Origin of the sequence: Hydrogenophaga pseudoflava (assembly GCF_031020795.1) — a bacterium.
Classification (GTDB): Bacteria; Pseudomonadota; Gammaproteobacteria; order Burkholderiales; family Burkholderiaceae_C; genus Hydrogenophaga; species Hydrogenophaga pseudoflava_A.
In genome coordinates, this window is the sequence record NZ_JAVHJP010000001.1 from 293162 (window position 1) to 314048 (window position 20887).

Annotated in this window: 18 protein-coding genes and 1 riboswitch; of the genes, 7 read left to right on the forward strand and 11 right to left on the reverse strand. The window is 69.1% G+C overall.

What is annotated here, in order from left to right:
* Positions 1–14 precede the first annotated feature (14 nt).
* Positions 15–1034: a sulfate ABC transporter substrate-binding protein gene (locus tag RCO38_RS01410; RefSeq protein WP_308326523.1), complete on the reverse strand. Its 1020-nt coding sequence runs from the start codon at positions 1032–1034 to the stop codon at positions 15–17.
* A gap of 167 nt (positions 1035–1201) precedes the next feature.
* On the opposite strand from RCO38_RS01410, the gene RCO38_RS01415 reads away from it, so the two are divergent.
* Both RCO38_RS01415 and RCO38_RS01420 read left to right on the forward strand, forming a co-directional pair.
* A complete protein-coding gene (locus RCO38_RS01415) occupies positions 1202–2566 on the forward strand; it encodes an MBL fold metallo-hydrolase (protein WP_308326524.1) in 1365 nt (454 codons plus the stop codon).
* A gap of 14 nt (positions 2567–2580) precedes the next feature.
* Positions 2581–3843: a lytic murein transglycosylase gene (locus RCO38_RS01420; RefSeq protein WP_308326525.1), complete on the forward strand. Its 1263-nt coding sequence runs from the start codon at positions 2581–2583 to the stop codon at positions 3841–3843.
* Here the strand turns inward: RCO38_RS01420 and RCO38_RS01425 are convergent.
* The 5 genes from RCO38_RS01425 to RCO38_RS01445 all read right to left on the reverse strand — a co-directional run bounded on the left by RCO38_RS01425 (position 3815) and on the right by RCO38_RS01445 (position 7909).
* Positions 3815–4159 carry a heavy metal-binding domain-containing protein gene (locus tag RCO38_RS01425; RefSeq protein ID WP_308326526.1) on the reverse strand — a complete coding sequence of 115 codons (345 nt, stop codon included), beginning with the start codon at positions 4157–4159 and terminating at the stop codon, positions 3815–3817. The two genes, RCO38_RS01420 and RCO38_RS01425, sit on opposite strands and share 29 nt — an antisense overlap.
* A gap of 52 nt (positions 4160–4211) precedes the next feature.
* Positions 4212–4865 carry an ABC transporter ATP-binding protein gene (locus tag RCO38_RS01430; RefSeq protein ID WP_308326527.1) on the reverse strand — a complete coding sequence of 218 codons (654 nt, stop codon included), beginning with the start codon at positions 4863–4865 and terminating at the stop codon, positions 4212–4214.
* Positions 4858–6447, reverse strand: a complete 1590-nt coding sequence (locus tag RCO38_RS01435; protein WP_308326528.1) for an ABC transporter permease — start codon at positions 6445–6447, stop codon at positions 4858–4860. Before RCO38_RS01435 ends, RCO38_RS01430 begins: the two co-directional genes overlap by 8 nt.
* Complete coding sequence (locus RCO38_RS01440; protein ID WP_308326529.1) at positions 6444–7484, reverse strand: thiamine ABC transporter substrate-binding protein; 1041 nt, start codon at positions 7482–7484, stop codon at positions 6444–6446. Before RCO38_RS01440 ends, RCO38_RS01435 begins: the two co-directional genes overlap by 4 nt.
* Before the next feature lie 61 nt (positions 7485–7545).
* A riboswitch (TPP riboswitch) is annotated at positions 7546–7654 on the reverse strand.
* Between the two features lie 84 nt (positions 7655–7738).
* Positions 7739–7909, reverse strand: a complete 171-nt coding sequence (locus tag RCO38_RS01445) for a hypothetical protein (RefSeq protein WP_308326530.1) — start codon at positions 7907–7909, stop codon at positions 7739–7741.
* Between the two features lie 94 nt (positions 7910–8003).
* Between RCO38_RS01445 and RCO38_RS01450 the strand changes: the two genes are divergently transcribed.
* The 4 genes from RCO38_RS01450 to RCO38_RS01465 all read left to right on the forward strand — a co-directional run bounded on the left by RCO38_RS01450 (position 8004) and on the right by RCO38_RS01465 (position 13881).
* Positions 8004–10571, forward strand: coding sequence for an ABC transporter permease (locus RCO38_RS01450; RefSeq protein ID WP_308326531.1), 2568 nt, complete (start codon positions 8004–8006; stop codon positions 10569–10571).
* Positions 10571–11671: a lipocalin-like domain-containing protein gene (locus RCO38_RS01455; protein WP_308326532.1), complete on the forward strand. Its 1101-nt coding sequence runs from the start codon at positions 10571–10573 to the stop codon at positions 11669–11671. The genes RCO38_RS01450 and RCO38_RS01455 overlap by 1 nt, the downstream gene beginning before the upstream one ends.
* A gap of 155 nt (positions 11672–11826) precedes the next feature.
* On the forward strand, positions 11827–12060 hold the full coding sequence (locus RCO38_RS01460) for a hypothetical protein (protein WP_308326533.1): 234 nt from the start codon (positions 11827–11829) through the stop codon (positions 12058–12060).
* Positions 12061–12093: 33 nt separating this feature from the next.
* Positions 12094–13881 carry an ABC transporter transmembrane domain-containing protein gene (locus RCO38_RS01465; RefSeq protein WP_308326534.1) on the forward strand — a complete coding sequence of 596 codons (1788 nt, stop codon included), beginning with the start codon at positions 12094–12096 and terminating at the stop codon, positions 13879–13881.
* Positions 13882–14033: 152 nt separating this feature from the next.
* Here RCO38_RS01465 and RCO38_RS01470 read toward each other — a convergent pair whose 3' ends face one another.
* The 5 genes from RCO38_RS01470 to RCO38_RS01490 all read right to left on the reverse strand — a co-directional run bounded on the left by RCO38_RS01470 (position 14034) and on the right by RCO38_RS01490 (position 19592).
* The gene (locus RCO38_RS01470; protein ID WP_308326535.1) at positions 14034–15026 is read right to left on the reverse strand and encodes a dipeptide ABC transporter ATP-binding protein; all 993 of its coding nucleotides are present in this window, start codon (positions 15024–15026) and stop codon (positions 14034–14036) included.
* On the reverse strand, positions 15023–16012 hold the full coding sequence (locus tag RCO38_RS01475) for an ABC transporter ATP-binding protein (RefSeq protein WP_308326536.1): 990 nt from the start codon (positions 16010–16012) through the stop codon (positions 15023–15025). Before RCO38_RS01475 ends, RCO38_RS01470 begins: the two co-directional genes overlap by 4 nt.
* 19 nt (positions 16013–16031) lie before the next feature.
* Positions 16032–16889: an ABC transporter permease subunit gene (locus tag RCO38_RS01480; protein ID WP_308326537.1), complete on the reverse strand. Its 858-nt coding sequence runs from the start codon at positions 16887–16889 to the stop codon at positions 16032–16034.
* Positions 16886–17914 (reverse strand): ABC transporter permease subunit, encoded by a 1029-nt coding sequence (locus RCO38_RS01485; RefSeq protein ID WP_308326538.1) that lies wholly within the window; start codon positions 17912–17914, stop codon positions 16886–16888. The genes RCO38_RS01480 and RCO38_RS01485 overlap by 4 nt, the downstream gene beginning before the upstream one ends.
* Before the next feature lie 85 nt (positions 17915–17999).
* Positions 18000–19592, reverse strand: coding sequence for an ABC transporter substrate-binding protein (locus RCO38_RS01490; protein ID WP_308326539.1), 1593 nt, complete (start codon positions 19590–19592; stop codon positions 18000–18002).
* 204 nt (positions 19593–19796) lie between these two features.
* Here RCO38_RS01490 and RCO38_RS01495 point away from each other — a divergent pair, with 204 nt between their 5' ends.
* Positions 19797–20774, forward strand: a complete 978-nt coding sequence (locus RCO38_RS01495; protein ID WP_308326540.1) for a dipeptidase — start codon at positions 19797–19799, stop codon at positions 20772–20774.
* The last annotated feature ends 113 nt before the right edge of the window (positions 20775–20887 follow it).

A 20887-nucleotide genomic window follows, 5' to 3' on the forward strand; every position in this document is an offset into this window, starting at 1 on the left:
AACCGGAGGGCGCCTTACTTCTTGGTGTAGATCTGGTCGAACGAAGCGCCGTCGGCGAAATGCTCCTTGGCCGCTTTCTCCCAGCCGCCAAAGGCCTCGTCGATCCTGAACAGATTGAGCTTGGGGAACTGCTTGCTGTACTTGGCCTGCGCCTTGGCCGAGATGACCGGGCGGTAGAAGTGCTTGCCGATGATGTCCTGGCCTTCTTCGGAGTACAGGTACTCCAGGTAGGCGGTGGCCACGGCGCGCGTGCCTTTCTTGTCCACGTTCTTGTCGACCACGGTCACCGCCGGCTCGGCCAGGATGGACAGCGAGGGGTAGACCACGTCGAACTTGGTGTTGAACTCCTTCTCCAGCAGGTAGGCCTCGTTCTCCCACGCAATCAGCACATCACCCTGGTTGCGCTGGGCAAAGGTGATGGTGGAGCCGCGTGCGCCGGTGTCGAGCACCGGGACGTTGCCGTACAGCCTGGCCACGAATTCCTTGGCCTTGGCGTCGCTGCCGAACTTGCGCTTGGCGAATTCCCAGGCGGCCAGGTAGTTCCAGCGGGCGCCGCCCGAGGTCTTGGGGTTGGGGGTGATGACCTTCACGTCCGGGCGCACCAGGTCGTCCCAGTCCTTGATGCCCTTGGGGTTGCCCTGGCGCACGGCCAGGATGATGGTGGAGGCGTAGGGCGTGCTGTTCTGCGGCAGGCGCTTCTGCCAGTCCTTAGGAATCCAGCCGCCGTTGGTGTGCAGCGCGTCGGTGTCGCCGGCCAGGGCCAGGGTGGCGACGTCGGCGTCCAGGCCGTCGATGATCGAGCGGGCCTGCTTGCCCGAGCCGCCATGGCTCTGCTTGATGGTCACGTCCTGTCCGGTCTTGGCCTTCCAGGCCTTGGCGAAGGCGGCGTTGACCTCAACGTAGAGCTCGCGCGTCGGGTCGTAGGACACGTTGAGCAGGGTCACGGGGGCGGGCTGGGCCAGCGCGGTGCCGCTGGCGGCGGTGAGCGCGGCGGCGGCGATCAGGGTGGTGGTGAAGTGGCGGCGGGTGCTCATGGTTTTGCTCCGAAAGGGTGGTCAACGGAGCGGATCATGAAAGCCGGTCGTCAAAACTGGAACGAATACGTTCTCAGTTGTTTATTACCAAATCAACTAACAACCCAGGTGCGGTGTCCGTCGGCCAAGCTGCTTGCGGGCCGCGGCCCGCGGGGTACCATGCCCGCATGAACGTCCACATCCGCTTCCTCGGCGCCGCCGGCACCGTCACCGGCTCCAAGTACCTGGTCGAGTTCAATGGCGAGAGCCTGCTGGTCGACTGCGGGCTGTTCCAGGGCTACAAGCAGCTGCGCCTGCGCAACCGCGACCCGCTGCCGGTGCTGCCCAACCACATCGGCGCCGTGCTGCTGACCCACGCCCACCTGGACCACAGCGGCTACCTGCCGCTGCTGGCCAAGGAAGGTTTCCACGGCAAGGTCTGGTGCACGCCCGCCACGCGCGACCTCGCGCAGATCCTGCTGCCCGACAGCGGCCACATCCAGGAAGAAGACGCGGCCTTCGCGAACCGCAAGGGCTTCAGCAAACACGCGCCCGCGCTGCCGCTCTACACGGAAGCCGATGCGCTGGCTTCGCTCAAGCTGCTGCACACCGTACCCATGGACCGGGCCTTCGAGCCCCTGCGCGGCTGGACCGCCCGCTTCACCCGCGCCGGCCACATCCTCGGCGCGGCCAGCCTGCTGCTGGAGGTGGGCGGCAGGAAGATCGTGTTCTCGGGCGACCTGGGCCGGCCCGACGACATGCTGATGCTGCCACCCGAACCACCGCCCGCCGCCGACGCGGTGGTGATCGAATCCACCTACGGCGACCGCGAGCACCCCGATGAGGACGTGCTGGCCGAACTCGGCCCGGCCCTGCAGCGCGTGGCTGCGCGTGGCGGCACCGCGGTGCTGCCGGTGTTCGCCGTGGGCCGTGCGCAGGAGATCCTGCACGCCATCGCCCTGCTCAAGGCCAACGGCGTGCTGCCGCACAGCCTGCCGATTTACCTCGACAGCCCGATGGCCGTGCACACCACCGACCTGTACGACCGCCACCTGGGCGAGCACCGCCTGAACGCCGCCCAGTGCCGCGACATGGAGCGCGTGGCGAAGATGGTGCGCAGCGTCGACGAGTCCAAGGCCATCGCGCAGCAGCACGGCCCCAAGATCATCCTGGCCGCCAGCGGCATGGCCACGGGCGGTCGCGTGCTGCACCACCTCGCGCTGTACCTGGGCCACCACCGCAACATGGTGGTGCTCACCGGCTACCAGGCCCCCGGCACGCGCGGCGACTCGCTGTCCCGCGGCAACAAGGCCATCCGCATCCACGGGCAGGACGTGCCGGTGCGCGCCGAGGTCGTGCAGCTGCAGTCCGCCTCGGCCCACGCCGACGCCGGCCAGCTCATGGCCTGGCTGCGCGCTTCACCACACGCGCCACACCGCGTCTTCATCACACACGGCGACCCGGGCGCCTCCGACGCGCTGCGCCAGCGCATCGAGCACGAACTGGGTTGGCGCGCGCTCGTTCCAGAACACGGTTCCACCTGGGCAGTCTGATTTTTTCCGTTTTCATGAACCGCCGCTCCCCGCTTCTGGCCGCCGCCGCGCTGGCCCTCTCCCTTCCCGCGTTCGCGCAGCCCGCGCCCGCCAGCATCCCGCCCGACTTCACCCAGTGCCTCGACGGCCTGCGCGACGAGGCGCGCCGCAACGGCGTGTCGGAAACCACCTACCGTTTCCTCACCCGCGACCTCGCGCCCGACATGAGCGTGATCGACAAGCTGAACGTCCAGCCCGAGTTCAGCATGCCGATCTGGGACTACCTCAGCGGCCTGGTCGACGACGAGCGCGTGCAGCAGGGCCAGGCCATGCTGCAGCAGCATGCGGCGGTGCTCGAACGGGTGCAGCAGCGCTTCGGCGTCGACCCCGCCACCGTGGTCGCCGTCTGGGGCGTGGAGAGCAACTTCGGCCAGAGCCTGGGCAAGTACCCGCTGGTGCAGGCCCTGGGCACGCTGTCGTGCTACGGCCGGCGCCAGGCCTTCTTCCAGGGCGAGCTGTACTCGGCCATGCGCATCCTGCAGGCCGGCCACATCGCGCCCGAGCGCCTGGTTGGTTCCTGGGCCGGCGCCTTCGGCCACACCCAGTTCATGCCCACCACCTTCGAACGCCTCGCGGTCGATGGCGATGGCGACGGCCGGCGCGACCTGATGGACAACACCGCCGATGCGCTCGCCTCCACCGCGAACTTCCTCGCCAGGGCCGGATGGCAGAGCGGCCAGCCCTGGGGCTTCGAGGTGCAGCTGCCACCGGGCTTCAGCACCGATGGTGAAGGCCGACGCAGCAAACGGCCGGTGAGCGAATGGGTGGCGCGCGGCCTGCGCAAGGTCGACGGCTCACCGCTGCCCACAGGCCTGGGCAGCGCCGGCCTGATGACCCTGGCCGGCCCCACCGGCCCGGCCTTCCTGGTGTTCAGGAACTTCGACGCGATCTACAGCTACAACGCCGCCGAAAGCTACGGCCTGGCCATCGCCCACCTGAGCGACCGGCTGCGCGGTGCCGGCCCGTTCGCCACACCCTGGCCCACCGACGACCCCGGCCTCTCTCGCGCCGAACGGCGCGAACTGCAGATCCTGCTGCTGCTCGCCGGCCACGAGGTGGGCCTGGTCGACGGCATGCTCGGCGACAAGAGCCGCACCGCCATCCGCACCGAACAGGCGCGGCTGGGGCAGGAGGTCAACGGGCGTGGGGGAATGAAGCTGTTGAAGGCGCTGCGCTCCGAGACACCGCCGTCACTGCCTGCCGCGGAGATCAGCCCAGTTTCACCGCCGTCCCGCTGACGGCCACCATCATCATCCCGTTGGTCTCGCCCATGACTTCGTAGTCGAAGTCGATGCCAATCACGCCGTTGGCACCCAGCTCTTTCGCGGCCTCGATCAGTCCTTCCAGCGCCGCGTCGCGCGCGCCCGACAGCGCCCGCTCATAGCCCCCGGCGCGGCCGCCGACCACGTCGCGCACGGACGAGAACATGTCGCGGAAGATGTTGGCGCCGATGATGGCCTCGCCGTTGACCACGCCCAGGTACTGGCTGCGCGCGATGTCGGGCGGCGTGGTGGTGGAGAGGAAAAAATCACTGCTCTTGGAAAACCAGCCCATGGGAACCTCCTTGGTGGGAACGAAGAATCTTCATTCTCACCCAGTGCCGACGTCACCAGAGCGCGACCGGTTTCCCGTCCTTCAACCCCCAGGCGTGCCGCGCCATGGAGCGCGCCTCCTGCTCGTCGTGCGTCACCAGGATCGCGGCCATGCCGGCCTCGGTGATGCGCTCCTTGAACTCCGAGCGCAGCTGCTCGCGCAGCGCGGCGTCAAGGGCGGAGAAGGGTTCGTCCAGCAGCAGGGCGCGCGGCTGCGTGATGAGCGCGCGCGCCAGCGCCACGCGCTGCTGCTCGCCACCCGAGAGCGTCCACACCCGCGCGTCGCCGTGACCGGCCAGACCGAAACGCGCCAGCATGGCCTGCGCGCGCTCGCGGGCCTCGGCCTTGCGCACGCGCTGCTCGATCAGGCCGAAGGCCACGTTGTCGCGCACGTTCAGGTGCGGGAACAGCGCGAAGTCCTGGAACATCAGCGCGAAGCGGCGCCGCTCGGGCGGCCAGGCGGTGATGTCCACGCCGTCGAACCAGACGCTGCCCCGTTCCGGCGCTTCCAGTCCGGCCACGATCTTGAGCAGGGTGCTCTTGCCGCTGCCCGAGGCGCCGAGCAGCGCCACCGTCTCGCCCGCGTCCACGCGCAGGTTCACGCCGGACAGCAGCGGCCATTCGGGTGCGTCGTGCCAGTGTTTGTGGATGTCGCGCAGCTCAAGCATGGCGCGCATTGTCCCTGCCCCGCCCTTCGATCAGCACGAAGGCCAGCAGCGCCAGCGCCATCAGCAGCGCCGCGAGCACGAAGGCGGCGTCCAGCTGGGCCGCGCCGGGTCGCCCCAGGTGCTGGTGGATCAGGGTGGTGAGCGTGGTCCACTCGGGCCGCGAGAGGAACAGCGTGACCGCGAACTCGCCCAGTGCGGTGGCGGCGGCAAAGGCCATGCCGCGGCGCAGCGCGGGCGCGATCAGCGGCAGCGTGACGCGGCGGAACACGCGCCAGGGGGAGGCGCCCAGCGTGGCTGCGGCCTGCGCATAGTGGGCCGGCAGGCCGTCGAGAGCAGAGCTGACCGACTTGGTGACGAAGGGCCAGGCCAGCAGCGCGTAGGCCGCCAGCAGCACCACGAGGCTCGCGCTCCAGCCGGGGTAGAGCAGCAGCAGGCCGAAGGCCACGCTGACCGGCGAGACCACGAAAGGCAGAAAGGCCAGCGCGCGCCAGGCCACAGCGCCCTGCAAGGCGAAGGCGTGCGAAAGGCCGAGCGCGGTCGAGAACAGCACGGCCAGCACCGAGAAACGCAGCGTGTTGCCCAGCGCGGCCAGGGTCTCAGGGTCGGTGACCACGTCCACGCCCGAGCCCGAGAACAGCGCCGACGCCGCGTGCCAGCCGATGGCCGCGAGCGGCGCGACGCACACCAGCACCAGCAGCCCCATGGCGCCGGCCACGCCGAGCCACTGCAGGGTGCCCGAGGGCCGCTGTCGCAGCACGGGCGTGACCCGCGCCGGCGCGGCCAGCCGCCGCTCCAGCCAGGCGTAGGCCAGCGCGACGACCCCGGTCAGCGCCATCATCCAGACCGCCAGCACGCCCGCGCGGCCCAGCTCCAGTTCGTGCGCCACCAAGGTGTAGATCTCGACCTCGGCCGTGGCGTAGCGCTGCCCGCCCAGCACCAGGGCCAGGCCGAAGCCCGCGAAGCAGTAGAGGAACACGAGGCACAGCGCCGAGGCCAGCCAGGGTGCAATGGCCGGCCACTCGATGCGCCAGAACGCGCGCCAGGGCGTGGCGCCCAGGGTGCGGGCGGCCGCCAGCCGCTGCGCGCCCACCTGGTCCAGCGCGTCGACGCCCGCGCGCACCACCAGGCAGAGGTTGAAGAACAGGTTGCCATAGAGCAGCAGCCAGGGGGTGTCGGTGAGTTCGATGCCGGCGTCGGCCAGCGGCCCGCCGATCAGGCCGCGCGGCCCCCACAGCGCCAGCACGCCCATGGCCGCCACCAGGGTGGGCACCACAAAAGGCAGCATCATCAGGCGCAGCACCAGTCTGCGGCCCGGAAACTCACGCCGCGCCAGCACCCAGGCGCAAGGCAGGCCCAGCAGCAGCGCGAGTGCGCAGGTGATGGCCGCCTGGGCGAACGACCAGAGCACGCGCCAGCGCAGGTAGTCGTCCCGCCATACATCGAGCCAGCGCAGCGGCTCGGCGCCGTCCGCCGCACCGGGCGCAAACCCCTCGGCCAGCAGCCGCAGCACCGGCGCCACCAGCACCACCGCCAGGAAAACCAGCGGCAGCGCGGGCAGCAGCCCGCGGCCGGGCAACCTCATTTCAGAACCACTTTGGTCCAGCGTTGGACCCAGCCCTTGCCCTTCGAACTCATGTCCGCCGCAGCCGGGTTGTCAAACGCCGTCGGCTCCACCGCATGCGCCTTCATCACGTCCGCCCGCGCGGCACCGGCCTCGGCCGGGTACATCCACATCGTGGTCTGCAGCGCCTGCTGCGCCGGGACCGAGCGCAGGAACTCGATGAACTTGCCAGCGGCCTCGCGCGCTGCGGGGTTGCCGCCCCTGACCAGCGCCACGCCCTCGACCTGGCGGAACACGCCGCCCTTGAGGAACAGGTTGGCGGTGGGCGACTCGGTGATCTTGTCCTTGCTGTAGAAGACCTCGGCCGCCGGGCTGCTGGCGTAGCTCACGACGATGGGGCGGGTGCCGCCATTGCGAGTGAACTCGGTGTAGTAGGCCTCGGTCCAGCCCTTGACCACCTTCACGCCGTTGGCGCGCATCTGGCCCCACCACTTGAACGCACCTTCTTCACCCAAGCCGGCGATGGTCGCAAACAGGAACGCCTGGCCAGGGCTGGACGTGGCGGGGTTCTGCACCACCAGCAGCTTGGCGTAGGCGGGTTTGGTCAGGTCCTCCAGCGATGCCGGCAGGGCCAGGCCCTTCTTCGCGAACCACGCCTTGTCGATGTTGAGATTGACGTAGCCGAAGTCGACCGGCACCACGCCGCCGTCCAGGGTCACCGCGACCGCGCGCTGGGCCGCCGGGCCGGTGTACGGCTCGACCACGCCGGCGGCCAGCGCACGCGGCAGCAGGGTGTTGTCGATGCCGAACGCGACATCGGCGATCGGCTTGGCTTTCGTCAGGATGAGCTTGTTGGTCATCTCACCAGCGTCGCCGGCCTTGACGATCTGCAGCTGGACGCCTGCGTCCTTCTCGAACTGCGCCAGCAGCTCCTTGGGCAGGTCGAACGAGCTGTGGGTGAGCACGCGCAGCGGCATCGGCGCCTGCGCGTGGGCCAGGCCCGCCAAAGACAGCGTGGTGAGGGAGAGGAATGCCGAAATAAGAAACCGCCGTTGCATATGCATCCGCCTTGTCAAACAGCCCGCGACGGGGCTGAGCAGGACGGACCGCAGCACACGGCGGACCGGCATGTCACGCTCCCTACGCTGGCACAACCCAGATCAGGTGAGAGGGGTATTTCTCAGCCGCTGCCCGCCTTGCTGCGGGCCCGGCACCCCCGGTGAAGCTTTGAATTTTAGTCGGGGCGCGCCAAAAGCAGAAAAGGCCCTGGCGGGCCTTTCTTCAAGCTCGGGGCGCGGCCCCGGACGGGCGATCAGCCGCCCTTCTTCGAGCGCTTGCCAGGGTTCTTCTTGGTGCGGGTGGCCACACCACGCTCCAGACTCACGCGCTGGCCACGGCCGGGCGTGGGCAGCACCACGCCGTTGGCGGCGGTGGGGCGGGGAGTGGCTTTGCGGTCGGCTTCGGTGACGATTTTGTTGCCCATGTCGGTCTCAAGGGAAAGTTGGTTGGAAACCCCGTATTGGACCACATGACCACGTCCGGCACGGGGGGCCGGGGCGCAGCGCTAAGCTCGCACGATGTTTGCACTGCTCAAGACCTATTCCTGGCAGGAACTGCGCCACCACCCGTGGCGCACGGCCGCCGCGGTGGCCGCGGTGATGCTGGGCGTGGCGCTGGCCTTGGCGGTGCAGCTGATCAACGCCTCGGCGCTGGCGGAATTCTCTGGCGCGGTGAGCGCGGTCAACGGCCAGCCGGACCTCTCGCTGCGCGCGCGCCAGGGCAGGCTGGACGACGCGCTGCTGGCGCCTGTGGCGCAGGCGCCCGGCGTGGCCGCCGCGAGCCCGGTGCTGGAGGTGTCCACCTCGGTGCAGACGGCCGATGGCCGGCGCCTGGGGGTGCGGCTGGTCGGGGTGGACGCCCTGGCCGTGGCGGCGGTCTCGCCTGCGCTGATGCCCCTGCCCACGCCGGGCAACGACCCCGCGGGCCGCGGCCGCTTCGAGCTGTTCGCGCCCGACGCGGTGTTCCTCAACCCGGCGGCCGCTCAGGCGCTGGCGCCGTCGGGTGATCCGCCGGCCACGCTGCGGGTGCAGCGCGGGCTGGACCACGCGACCCTGCGGGTGGCCGGCACCGTCAACGCCCCCGGCGCTCCCCTGCTGGTGATGGACATTGCGGCGGCGCAGGCGCTGGTGGACAGCACCGGAGAGGTCAGCCGCATCGACCTGCGCCTGGCACCGGGCGCCGACACCCCGGCGCTGTTGCGCGTGCTGGCCCTGCCGCCCAACGTCGTCGCCCAGCCACCGGGCCAGGCCGGCGAGCGCGCCGACCAGCTCTCGCGCGCCTACCGCGTCAACCTCACCGTGCTGGCGCTGGTGGCGCTGTTCACCGGCGGCTTCCTGGTGTTTTCGGTGCTGTCGCTGTCGGTCGCGCGGCGCCAGCAGCAGCTGGCCCTGCTGGGTGTGCTGGGCCTGTCGGCTCCGGAGCGGCTGCGCCTTGTGCTGGCCGAGTCGGCGGCACTGGGGCTGATCGGCAGCGTGCTCGGTGTGGCACTGGGCACGGGGCTCGCGGCGGCCGCGCTGCGCCTGCTGGGCGGCGACCTGGGCGGTGGCTACTTTTCGGGCGTCGCGCCGTCCTTGCACTGGAGCACGCCGGCCGCCCTGCTCTACGGCGCGCTGGGTGTGGTGGCGGCGCTGGCCGGCGGCTGGTGGCCGGCGCGGGCGGCAGCGGCCATGGCCCCTGCCCTGGCGCTCAAGGGGCTGGGCGCGTCCGGCCCGGTGTCCCGGCGCAGCCACAGGCTCGCCCTGGGCCTGATGGCCCTCGCCGCGGCCCTGGCCTGGGCGCCGCCGGTCGCGGGCATTCCGCTCGCCGCCTATGTGTCGGTGGGCCTGCTGCTGGTGGGCGGCATTGCGGCGCTGCCGCTGGCGGTGGGCGCGCTGCTGGACCGGATTGCTCCCCGGGCGGGGGGCCATGCACTGGTGCTGCTGGCTGTGGAGCGCTCGCGCCGCCTGCGCGAGACGGCCGCGGTTGCGACCAGTGGCGTGGTCGCCAGCCTGGCGCTGTCGGTGGCGCTGACGGTGATGGTGGCGAGCTTCCGCGACTCGGTGACGCAGTGGCTGGACGGCGTGCTGCCGGCGCAGCTGTATGTGCGCAGCGCCGGCAGTGCTTCGGAAGGGCAGACGCTGCCGCCGGAGTTCGTGGTCGCGGTGCGGACGCTGCCCGGCATCGAGCGGGTGGATCCGCTGCGCGCCACCGAGGTATTGCTGGACACCACGAAGCCGGCGGTCACCCTGCTGGCGCGACCGCTGGTGCACGACGACACCGGCACGCCGGGCCAGCGCCTGCCTCTGGTCGGCGATGCGCTGACGCCCCCTCCGGGCGCGGTGGCGGTGTACGTGAGCGAAGCCATGCGGGACCTGCACAGTGCGCAACCGGGCGGCGGGCTGGACGCGCTGGCCCCGGCGTTCCCGCAGAGGCCGCCAGGCACGCGCTTCTTCGTGGCCGGCGTCTGGCGCGACTACGCACGCCAGCACGGCAGCGTGGTGATGGACCTGGTGGACTACCGCCGCCTCTCGGGCGACCTGCGCGTCAACGACCTCGCGCTGCACCTCGCGCCCGGCACCGGCGAAGACACGGTGCGCGAGGCGATCCGCGGCCTGGCGCAGTCCGCGGGTGCGCAGGACCTGATCGAGTTCGCCTCGGCGGGCCAGATCCGCGCCATCTCGCTGCGCATCTTCGACCGCAGCTTCGCCGTCACCTACTGGCTGCAGGCGGTGGCCATCGGCATCGGCCTGTTCGGCGTGGCCGCCAGCTTCAGCGCCCAGGTGCTGGCGCGGCGCAAGGAGTTCGGCCTGCTGGCGCACCTGGGCCTGACGCGCCGGCAGATCCTCGGCGTGGTGGCGCTCGAAGGCCTGTCGTGGACCACCCTGGGTGCCCTCGCCGGGCTGGCGCTGGGGCTGGCCGTGAGCGTGGTGCTGGTGCATGTGGTCAACCCCCAGAGCTTTCACTGGACCATGGAGCTTTCGCTGCCCTGGTGGCGCCTGCTGGCCCTGTGCGCTGCGGTGGTGGCCGCCGGCACGGTGACGGCCTGGCTGGCCGGGCGCGCCGCCGCCGCCCGCGACGCGGTGCAGGCGGTCAAGGAGGACTGGTGATGAACGGTCTCACGCGCCGCGCGCTGATCGCCGCGGGGCTGGCAGCGCCGCTGCCGGCGCTCCCGCGCGCCCTTGTGCCGCGCCCGCTGATGTTCCCGCGCGACCACGGCACGCACAACGACACGCGCACCGAGTGGTGGTACCTGACCGGCCACGCCAGGGACACGACAGGACGAGAGTTCGGCTTCCAGATCACGTTTTTCCGCAGCCGCGTGGACGGCACCGAAGCGCTGACCAGCCGCCTCACCGCGCGCCAGCTGTTGTTCGCCCACGCGGCCATCACCGACGTGCAGGGCGGCCGGCTGCTGCACGACCAGCGCATCGCCCGCTGGAATGGCGAGCCTCCGGCGCGCACCCAGCGCGCGGTGTTCGCCAGTGCAGAAGACACGCATGTGGCGATCCGCGACTGGCTCCTGCGCCGCGAGGCCGACGGCCGCTACACCACGCGCGCTTCGGGCGACGAGCTGCAGATCGAGCTGGAGGCCACGCCCCGCCAGGCCTGGCTGCTGCAGGGCGACCAAGGTTTTTCGCGCAAGGGCCCCGAGCCGTCACAGGCCAGCTTCTACGTGAGCCACCCGCAGCTGGCGGTGCGCGGCACGCTGGGCCTCAAGGGCCAGCGCTTCGAGGTGCAGGGCACGGCCTGGCTGGACCACGAATGGAGCGAGGCGCTGATGCACCCCGAGGCGGTGGGCTGGGACTGGTTCGGCATGAACCTGTTCGATGGCCACTGCGTCACCGCCTTCCAGCTGCGGCGCCAGGACGGCAGCAAGCTCTGGGCCGGCGGCTCCTTCCGCGCCGCCGGCAGCGCCCACAGCCCGACCGACATCTACCGCTTCCGGCCCGGCGAACTGGACTGGGTGCCGCAGCGCCACTGGACCAGCCCGCGCACCCGTGCGCGCTATCCGGTCGAGTGGGTGGTGCGCACACCGGCCGACTTTTACACCGTCAAGGCGGTGATCGACCCGCAGGAACTGGACGCCCAGGGCAGCACCGGCATGGTGTACTGGGAAGGCCTGTCCAACCTGTTCGACAGCAACGGCCAACACGTGGGCCGCGGCTACCTGGAGATGACCGGCTACGCCAAACGGCTGGTGCTGTGAGGGGCGGAAGCGGCGGAATGTCGCAAAAAGAGACAAACCCCTAAATCGCGCCCACCCGTTGCAGCCCATAACGGTTTTTGCCGATAATGCTGCACCGCACCATGGGTACCACCACCGCTCCCCTGCAAGTTGGCCTCGAGGATCTCCTCGGGGACATGCAACATGCCCGCCGCACCGGCGACATGGGCCGCCTCGCCCTGCTGGCCTATTGCGAGGTGCGCCGCTGGGCCCGGCAGGCCGGCGAACCCGAGCTGGCCGACCGTTCCACCCAGCTGATCACCCGCCACCCGTACGCCAGCCGCGACCAGTTCATGGCACAGATCGACGACCTGATCCTCGATCTGGAGCGGGCCCACGCCCGCGTTTCTGCCCGGCACCTGCCCCTCTGAGCGGCCCCGGCCAACTGCCGGCACACTGTGGGGATGAGCACTCCCTCGTCCGCAGACCGCCCCCGCGCCACCACACCCACGTCGCTGAGCGGCCTGCTGCCGTTCCTTCGGCCCTACCGCATGCAGATCGCGGGCGCCCTGCTGTTCCTCACGCTGGCCGCTGTGGCCACGCTGCTGTTTCCGCTGGCCCTGCGCCAGCTGATCGATGGCGGACTGGTGTCCCTCGACCGGGGTGGCCAGACCATGGCGTTGCGTGGGCATTTCCTGCAGCTGTTTGCCGTCGCGGTGCTGCTGGGCCTGTCGTCGGCGATGCGCTTCTATTTCGTGAGCTGGATCGGCGAGCGCGTCACGGCCGACCTGCGCAACGCGGTCTACAGCCACGTGCTGCGCCAGAGTCCGCAGTTCTTCGAAACCACCCAGACCGGCGAGGTGCTCTCGCGCCTGACCACCGACACCACGCTCGTGCAGACCGTGGTCGGCTCGTCGATGTCGATGGGGCTGCGCAACGCCGTCACCGGCCTGGGCGCGCTGGCGATGCTGATCTGGACCAACCCCTATGTGATGACCCAGGTGCTGCTGATCCTGCTGCTGGTGGTGGCGCCCAGCATGTGGTTCGGCCGGCGCGTGCGCAAGCTCTCGCGCGCCAGCCAGGACCGCGTGGCCGACTCCAGCGCGATCGCGGCCGAGGTGCTCAACGCGATTCCGGTGGTGCAGAGCTACGCCGCCGAAGACCGCGAGGCGCAGCGCTTCTCGGCCTCGACCGACAGCGCCTTCCTCACCGCGGTGCGGCGCAGCAAGGCCCGCGCCGCGCTGATCGCCTTCATCATCATCAGCACCGCGGCCCTGCTGCTCTGGGGCCTGTACCAGGGCACGCAGGCGGTGATCGCGGGCCAGATCAGCGCCGGGCACCTGGGCCAGACCGTGGTCTACATCGTCATCCTGGCCGGTGCGGTGGCGGTGCTCGGCGAGGTCTATGGCGATCTGCTGCGCGCGGCCGGTGCCAGCGAACGGCTGATGGAACTGCTGGCGCTGCGCTCGCCGGTGCAGTCGCCCGCGCAACCCGTGTCGGTGCCCTGGCCACAGCGCGGCAGCGCGGTGCGCTTCGACGCAACCACCTTCCACTACCCCTCGCGCCCCGATCAGCCCGCGCTGTCGGACCTGACGCTGGACGTGGCACCCGGTCAGACCGTGGCCCTGGTCGGCCCCAGCGGCGCCGGCAAGACCACGGTGTTCGGCCTGCTGCTGCGCTGGTACGACCCGGCCTCGGGCAGCATCACGCTGGACGGCACGCCGATCCAGCGAATGGCCCTGCAGGACCTGCGCGAGCGCATCGGCATCGTGCCGCAGGATCCGGTGATCTTCTCCAGCAGCGCGATGGAGAACATCCGCTACGGCAAGCCCGGCGCCAGCGACGACGAGGTGCGCGCCGCCGCGAAGGCGGCCTTTGCCGACGAGTTCATTGAACGCCTGCCCGAGGGCTATGGCACCTTTCTGGGTGAGCGCGGCGTGCGGTTGTCGGGCGGCCAGCGCCAGCGCATCGCGATCGCGCGCGCCATGCTCAAGAACCCGCCGCTGCTGCTGCTCGACGAAGCCACCAGCGCGCTGGACGCGCGGAGCGAGCGCATGGTGCAGGCGGCGCTGGCATCGGCGATGAAGGACCGCACGACGCTGGTCATCGCCCACCGCCTGGCCACGGTGCAGCAGGCCGACCACATCCTGGTGCTGGACCACGGGCGGCTGGTGGAACAGGGCACGCACTCCGAACTGGTGGCGCTCGGTGGCGTGTATGCGCGACTGGCCGCGCTGCAGTTTTCCGTTTGAACCCATCGCGCCCGGTGCCGCAACGCGCGGGGAAGCGCCAACCCGGGGACACCGAGGGTCCGGCTCCGCCGGCCCAAGGGTGTCGTCCCCCTCCCAAGCCGAAGGCGCCAGGGAGGGGGGAAGCCGTGCAGCGGCGCAGGGGGAGACCTGATTCACACGTGGTGACAAGCCACCAGCCGCCCTTCGACCTCGCGCAACAACGGCAACTCACCCGAACACCGCGCATCCGCACGCGAACAGCGCTTGTGAAAGGCACACCCGGTCGGCGGATTCAGCGGACTCGGCAACTCCCCGGTGATCGGGATCTTTTTCTGCCGCTGCGCCGGATCGATCGACGGGGTCGCCGACAGCAGCGCCTGCGTGTACGGATGCAGTGCGCCCGCGAACAGCGCGGCCTTCGGCGCCGACTCGACCACCCGGCCCAGGTACATCACCATCACATGGTCGGCGATGTGTTCCACCACCGCCAGGTTGTGCGAGATGAACACATAGGCCGTCTTCAACTGCTCCTGCAGGTCCATGAACAGGTTCAGCACCTGCGCCTGGATCGACACGTCCAGCGCCGACGTCGGCTCGTCAGCCACCAGAATCTTGGGCTGCAGCACCATCGCGCGCGCAATCGCGATGCGCTGGCGCTGACCGCCCGAGAACATGTGAGCGTAGCGGTCGGCGTGCTCGGGCCGCAGGCCCACGCGCTGCAGGATCTCCTGCACCTTGTGCCGGCGCTCGTCTCCACCCAGTGAGGTGTTCAGCAGCAGCGGCTCGGCGATCTGGTGGCCGATCTTCTGGCGCGGGTTGAGCGAGGCGTACGGGTTCTGGAACACCATCTGCACCTGGCTGCGCAGGCGCTTGTACTGCGCGCGGTCGCCCGGCACCACCCACTCACCGCCGACCTGCAACCGCCCTTCGGTCGGGGGCTCGATCAGCGTGAGCTGGCGCGCCAGCGTGCTCTTGCCGCAGCCCGATTCGCCCACCACCGCCAGGGTCTGGCCGGCGGCGAGGGAGAAGGACACGTCGACCAGGGCCTTGACGGTCAGCTTCGGTTTGAACGCGCCCTGCGAGACGCCATAGTGGCGCGTCAGCGACTCGGCCTGCATCACCGACGTGGCAGCGGTGCTCATCTGCAATGGAACGGCGTTGCTCATGACAGAACCTCCTCGGCCACGAGGGGGAAGAAGCAACGCACCTGGGCACCCTCGTGGGCGTTCAGCATGGGGCGCTCGTTCTGACAGCGCCCCTGCACCTTGGGGCAGCGCGGCGCCAGCAGGCAGCCGGCCGGCCGGTCGTGCTGCCCAGGCACGATGCCCGGCAGCGTGTGCAGGCGCCGCGCCCCGCGGCTGTGTTCGGGCACGCTCTGCAGCAGCGCGGCGGTGTAGGGGTGCGAGGGCGCTGTGAACAGACGCTCCACGGCGCCCTGCTCCACCACCTGGCCGGCGTACATCACGGCCACGCGCTGCGCCACCTCGGCCACCACCGCCAGATCGTGCGTGATCAGGATCAGCGCCATGTGGTGCGCCTGCTGCAGCTGCACCAGCAGCTCCATGATCTGCGCCTGGATGGTCACGTCCAGCGCCGTGGTCGGCTCGTCGGCGATCAGCAGCTTGGGGTTGCAGGCGATCGCCATCGCGATCATCACGCGCTGCGCCATGCCGCCGGAGAACTGGTGCGGGTAACTGTCGAGCCGACTCTGCGCGCCCGGGATCTCGACCATCTGCAGCAACTCCAGCGCCCGCGCGCGCGCCGCGGCGCCGCGCAGGCCCATGTGCTCGCGCAGCACCTCTTCGAGCTGGTAGCCCACGGTGAAACACGGGTTCAGCGAGGTCATGGGGTCCTGGAAGATCATGGCCATGTCCTTGCCCAGGATCCTGCGGCGCTGCCGGTCGCTGATCTTCAGCAGATCCTGGCCGTCGAACTGCAGGCGCTGGGCACTGACCCGGCCTTGTCCGGCCAGCAGCCCCATCATCGCCATCATGGCGACCGACTTGCCCGAGCCGGACTCGCCGACGATGCCCAGCACCTCGCCCTGGTTCAGTTGCAGGTCGAGCGAATCGACCGCCCGGAAGGCGTGGCCCGTGGTCTTGGATGTCGCGCCGAACTCGACGCTCAGTTGTTGGATGTCCAGAAGGCTCATGTTGGTGTTCCTTGCCCGTTCATGAGGCCGACTTGAGTTTGGGGTCCAGCGCGTCGCGCAGCCCGTCGCCCACCAGGTTGATCGCCAGCACCGACAGCAGGATGGTCAGGCCCGGCAGCGTCACCACCCACCAGGCGCTTTCGATGTAGTCGCGCGCCGAGGCGAGCATGGTGCCCCACTCGGGCAGCGGCGGCTGCACGCCCAGGCCCAGAAAGCCCAGCGCTGCGATTTCCAGGATGGCGGCGGAGAAGCTCATGGTGGCGTGCACGATCAGCGGCGCCGTGCAGTTGGGCAGCACGGTCACGAACATCAGGCGCAGCGTGCGCGCGCCCGACAGGCGCGCGGCCGTCACGTAGTCGCGCTTGAGCTCGCTCATCGCCGAGGCGCGCACCAACCGCACATAGGCCGGCAGCGACACCAGGGCGATTGCGATCATCGCGTTGACCAGGCCCGGGCCGAGGATGGCCATGATCGCCACCGCCATCAGCAGCGACGGCAGTGCCATGACGATGTCCATCACGCGCATGATGGCTGCGTCGACCCACTTGCCGGCAAAGGCCGCCACCAGGCCCAGGATCACCCCCGGCACCAGCGCCATCACCACCGACACCAGGCCCACCAGCAACGACAGGCGTGCACCGTGGATCAGGCGCGAGAGCAGGTCGCGGCCCAGCTCGTCGGTGCCCAGCAGGAACTGCGGGCTGCCGCCGGCCCAGGCCGGTGCCTGCAGGAAATGGTCGCGGTACTGCTCGACCGGACTGTGCGGCGCCACCAGCGGCGCGAACAGCGCCAGCAGCACCACCACGGTCATGAACAGCAGGCCGGCCACGGCCCCCTTGTTGAGCGAAAACGCCCGCCAGAACTCTTTGAAATTCATGACTGCACCCGGATGCGTGGATTGGCCACACCGTAGAGCAGGTCCACGGTGAAGTTGGTCAGGATCACCAGCGTGGCGACCAGCAGGATGCCGTTCTGCACCACGGGATAGTCGCGCCGGCCGATCGCCTCGATCAGCCACTTGCCGATGCCGGGCCAGGAGAAGATCGTCTCGGTCAGCACCGCGCCGCCCATGAGCGTGCCGACCTGCAGGCCGACCACCGTCAGCACCGGAATCAGCGCGTTGCGCAGCGTGTGCACGAAGATCACCCGCGTGGGTGACAGGCCCTTGGCGCGCGCGGTGCGCACATAGTCCTCGCGCAGCACCTCGAGCATGGACGAGCGCGTCATGCGCGCGATCACCGCCAGCGGGATGGTGCCCAGCACGATGGCCGGCAGAATGAGGTGGCGCACCGCGTCCCACCAGGCGCCGGCATTGAGCTCAGGGTCGGCGCGCTCGGCCAGCCAGGCGTCGATGAGCATGAAGCCGGTCCGCGGCTCGACGTCGAACATCAGGTCGAGCCGGCCGGACACCGGCGTCCAGCCCAGGCCGACCGAAAAGATCAGGATCAGCAGCAGACCCCACCAGAAGATCGGCATCGAATAGCCGGTCAGCGCACCGGTCATGACCGTGTGGTCCAGCCAGGTGCCGCGCCTCACGGCGGCCAGCACGCCCGCGATCAGCCCGAACACCAGCGCGATCAGCAGCGCACACAGCGCCAGCTCCAGCGTGGCGGGGAACAGCGACTTGAACTCGGTCCAGACGCTGGCCTGCGTCTTGAGCGACTGGCCCAGGTTGCCCTGCGCCAGATCGGCCAGGTAGCGGCCGTACTGCACGTACAGCGGTTGGTCCAGTCCGAGTCGCTTGAGCGCCGCGGCGTGCATTTCGGGGTCGAGCGTGCGCTCGCCCACCATGACCTCCACCGGATCACCCGGGATCAGCCGGATGAGCGAGAAGGTCAGCAGCGTGATGCCCAGGAACGTGGGTATGAGCACCAGCAGTCTTTGGAGAAGGTATCTCAGCATGAGAGAACACTCCTTGTTGTTATGCGAATACAAAAAAAGCAGGCGTCAAACCTGACGCCTGCCATGTGAGCCACCGGGTGTGGCTTTACTTCACACCAACGCCTTCAAAGTTGTAGTCGCCAAACGGGCTGATGACGAAACCGCTCACGCCCTTGCGCATCGGTTGGTTGACCGTCGAGTGGGCGATGGTGGTCCAGGGCAGGTCCTTCTTGAAGACTTCCTGCGCCTTCATGTACAGCTCGGTGCGTTCCTTCTGGTTGGTGCTGTTGCGGGCCTTGAGGGTATAGCCGTCGAAGTCCTTGCTGCAATAGCGCGCGTAGTTGGAGCCGCCCACGGCCTCGCAGGTCAGCAGCACGCCCAGGAAGTTGTCGGGACTGGCGTAGTCGCCGGTCCAGCCGATCAGGCCGGTGTCGTGCTCGCCCTGCTTCATGCGCTTGAGGTACTCGCCCCACTCGTACTGCGTGATCTTGGCCTTGATGCCCACCTTCGCCCAGTCGGCCTGGATCATCTCGGCCATCAGCTTGGCGTTGGGGTTGTAGGGGCGCTGCACCGGCATGGCCCACAGGGTGATCTCGGTGCCTTCGGCCACGCCGGCCTTCTTCAACAGTTCCTTGGCCTTCTCGGGGTTGTAGGCGGCGTTCTTGAGGCTCTTGTTGTAGGACCACAGCGAGGCCGGGAACGGGTTCGAAGCCTCCTGGCCCTGGCCCTGGTAAACGGCGTCGATGATGGCCTTGCGGTTGATCGCCATGTCCAGCGCCTGGCGCACTTCCAGCTTGTTCATCGGGGCCTTCTCGGTGTTGTACGAGAGGTAGCCGATGTTGAAGCCCGGGGCGGTGTCGACCTTGAGGTTGGGGTCGGCCTTCATCGCGGCAATGTCCTGTGGCTTGGGGTAGGACATGATGTGGCACTCACCGGCCTTGAGCTTCTGGAAGCGCACCGAAGCGTCGGTGGTGATCGCGAAGATCAGGTTGTCCACCAGCACGTTCTTGGCGTTCCAGTAGTCCTTGTGCTTGGCGTAGCGGATCTGCGCATCCTTCTCGTAGCGGCGCAGCACGAACGGGCCGGTACCCACCGGCTGCTGGTTGATCATGCTGGCCTTGCCCTCGGCGAGCAGCTTGTCGGCGTACTCCTTGGACAGAACGGAAGCGAACGGCATGGCCAGCTTGACCAGCAGATCCGGGTCGGGCTTCTTGAGCTTCACGACCACGGTCAGCGGATCGGTCTTGGTCACGGATTCGGTGTTGCTCTCCAGGCCCACGTCGGAGGCGTAGGGGAATTGCGCGGGGTAGGCCTTGTTGAAGGCATGCTCCTTGTTGACCATGCGCTCGATGGTGAAGATCACATCGTCCGCGGTCATGTCCCGCCCGGGCTTGAAGTAGTCGGTGGTGTGGAACTTCACGCCCTTGCGCAGCTTGAAGGTGTAGGTCAGGCCATCGGCGGAGATGGTCCAGGACTCGGCCAGGCTGGGCTCGACGTCGGTGCCGCCCTTCTTGAACTGCGTGAGGCGGTTGAACATGGCATGACCGGCGGCATCGAAGGTGTTGCCCCCGGTGTACTGCGCAGTGTCGAAGCCTTCGGGACTACCTTCGGAACAGTAGATCAGCGTGCCGGCCGCATGCGACGCAGCTGCGACGGCCGTCATGCCCAGCGCGAGCACCAGTTTCTTCACTTCAAACATAGGTCTTCCTCAAGTTGTGCGGGCGCAGCGGGGTGCTCGCCCGTCGGTGAAAAATCATTATCAAGACAAATGCCTGTGCGGCTGTCACCTGCGTTGGTGCCACTCGTACCGAACCACAGGTCCAATTGACCCGCATCAAGGACTGCAAAATCGGTGCCACCGCGCGGCGCTTCGCTGGCCTCGCCCTCACCGCCAAGGAACCCCATGATTCGCTGGGAAGCCCACACCTGCCTGCCCCTGCATCCCGACGCCAGCTTTGCACCACTGGAGCACTACCGCACCGCGGGCGTGCACTACGTGAGCATCAATGTGGGCATGGACATGAACCCGCTGTCGCAGATCCTGCCGGTGATCGCGGCATTTCGATCCCGGCTGCTCGCTCAGCCGGACCGGTACCTCCTGCCGGACACGGTAGCCGACATAGAACGAGCGCGTCACGAGGGAAAACTCGCGGTCGGCTTCGACCTGGAAGGTGCCCTGCCGCTGCTCGATCGGCCCGAGATGGTGGCGCTGTACCGCGACCTAGGCGTGCGGCAGATCCACTTCGCCTACAACCGCAACAACAGCGTGGCCGGCGGCTGCCACGACACCCCGCAGGGCCTGACCGCGCTGGGAAGCCGCATGGTCGAGGCGATGAACGCGGCGGGGGTGATCATCGACTGCTCGCACACGGAGCGCCGCACCACGCTGGACATCATGGCGCAGTCGGCCCGGCCTGTCGTGTTCAGCCACGCCAACCCGCTGGCGCTGGTGGAGCACGGTCGCAACATCACCGACGAGCAGATCCAGGCCTGTGCCGCGACGGGAGGTGTGGTGTGCATCTCCGGCGTGTCGCGCTTTCTCGGGGTCGAGTCGCCCGCCGCCACCGACATCGTCCGCCACATGCTGCACGTCGCCGATCTCGTGGGTCCCCGGCACGTCGGCCTGGGCCTGGACATCGGTTTTGGCGAGCCTCACCTCAACGACGATCCGCCCCCTCCTTTCGACCCGGGCCACTGGTGGCCCGCAAACGACGGCTACGGCGATGGCATCCGGCAGATGCGGTATGCACCGGTCGCCACCTGGACGGTGTTGCCCGAAGCCTTGCGCGAAGCGGGTATGGGCAACGCCGACATCGACGGCATCCTGGGTGGAAACATGGCCCGGGTGGCGCGCCAGGTCTGGAAACCCTCGCCCGCCTGAAGGGCACGGTTATGCATCGAACGCATAACCGAATGGCAACTCGGCCTTGGACAGCACCGGCAACCGGTCTTTACAGTCGCGCCCATCGATCCCACCCGGAATCGATGAGACAA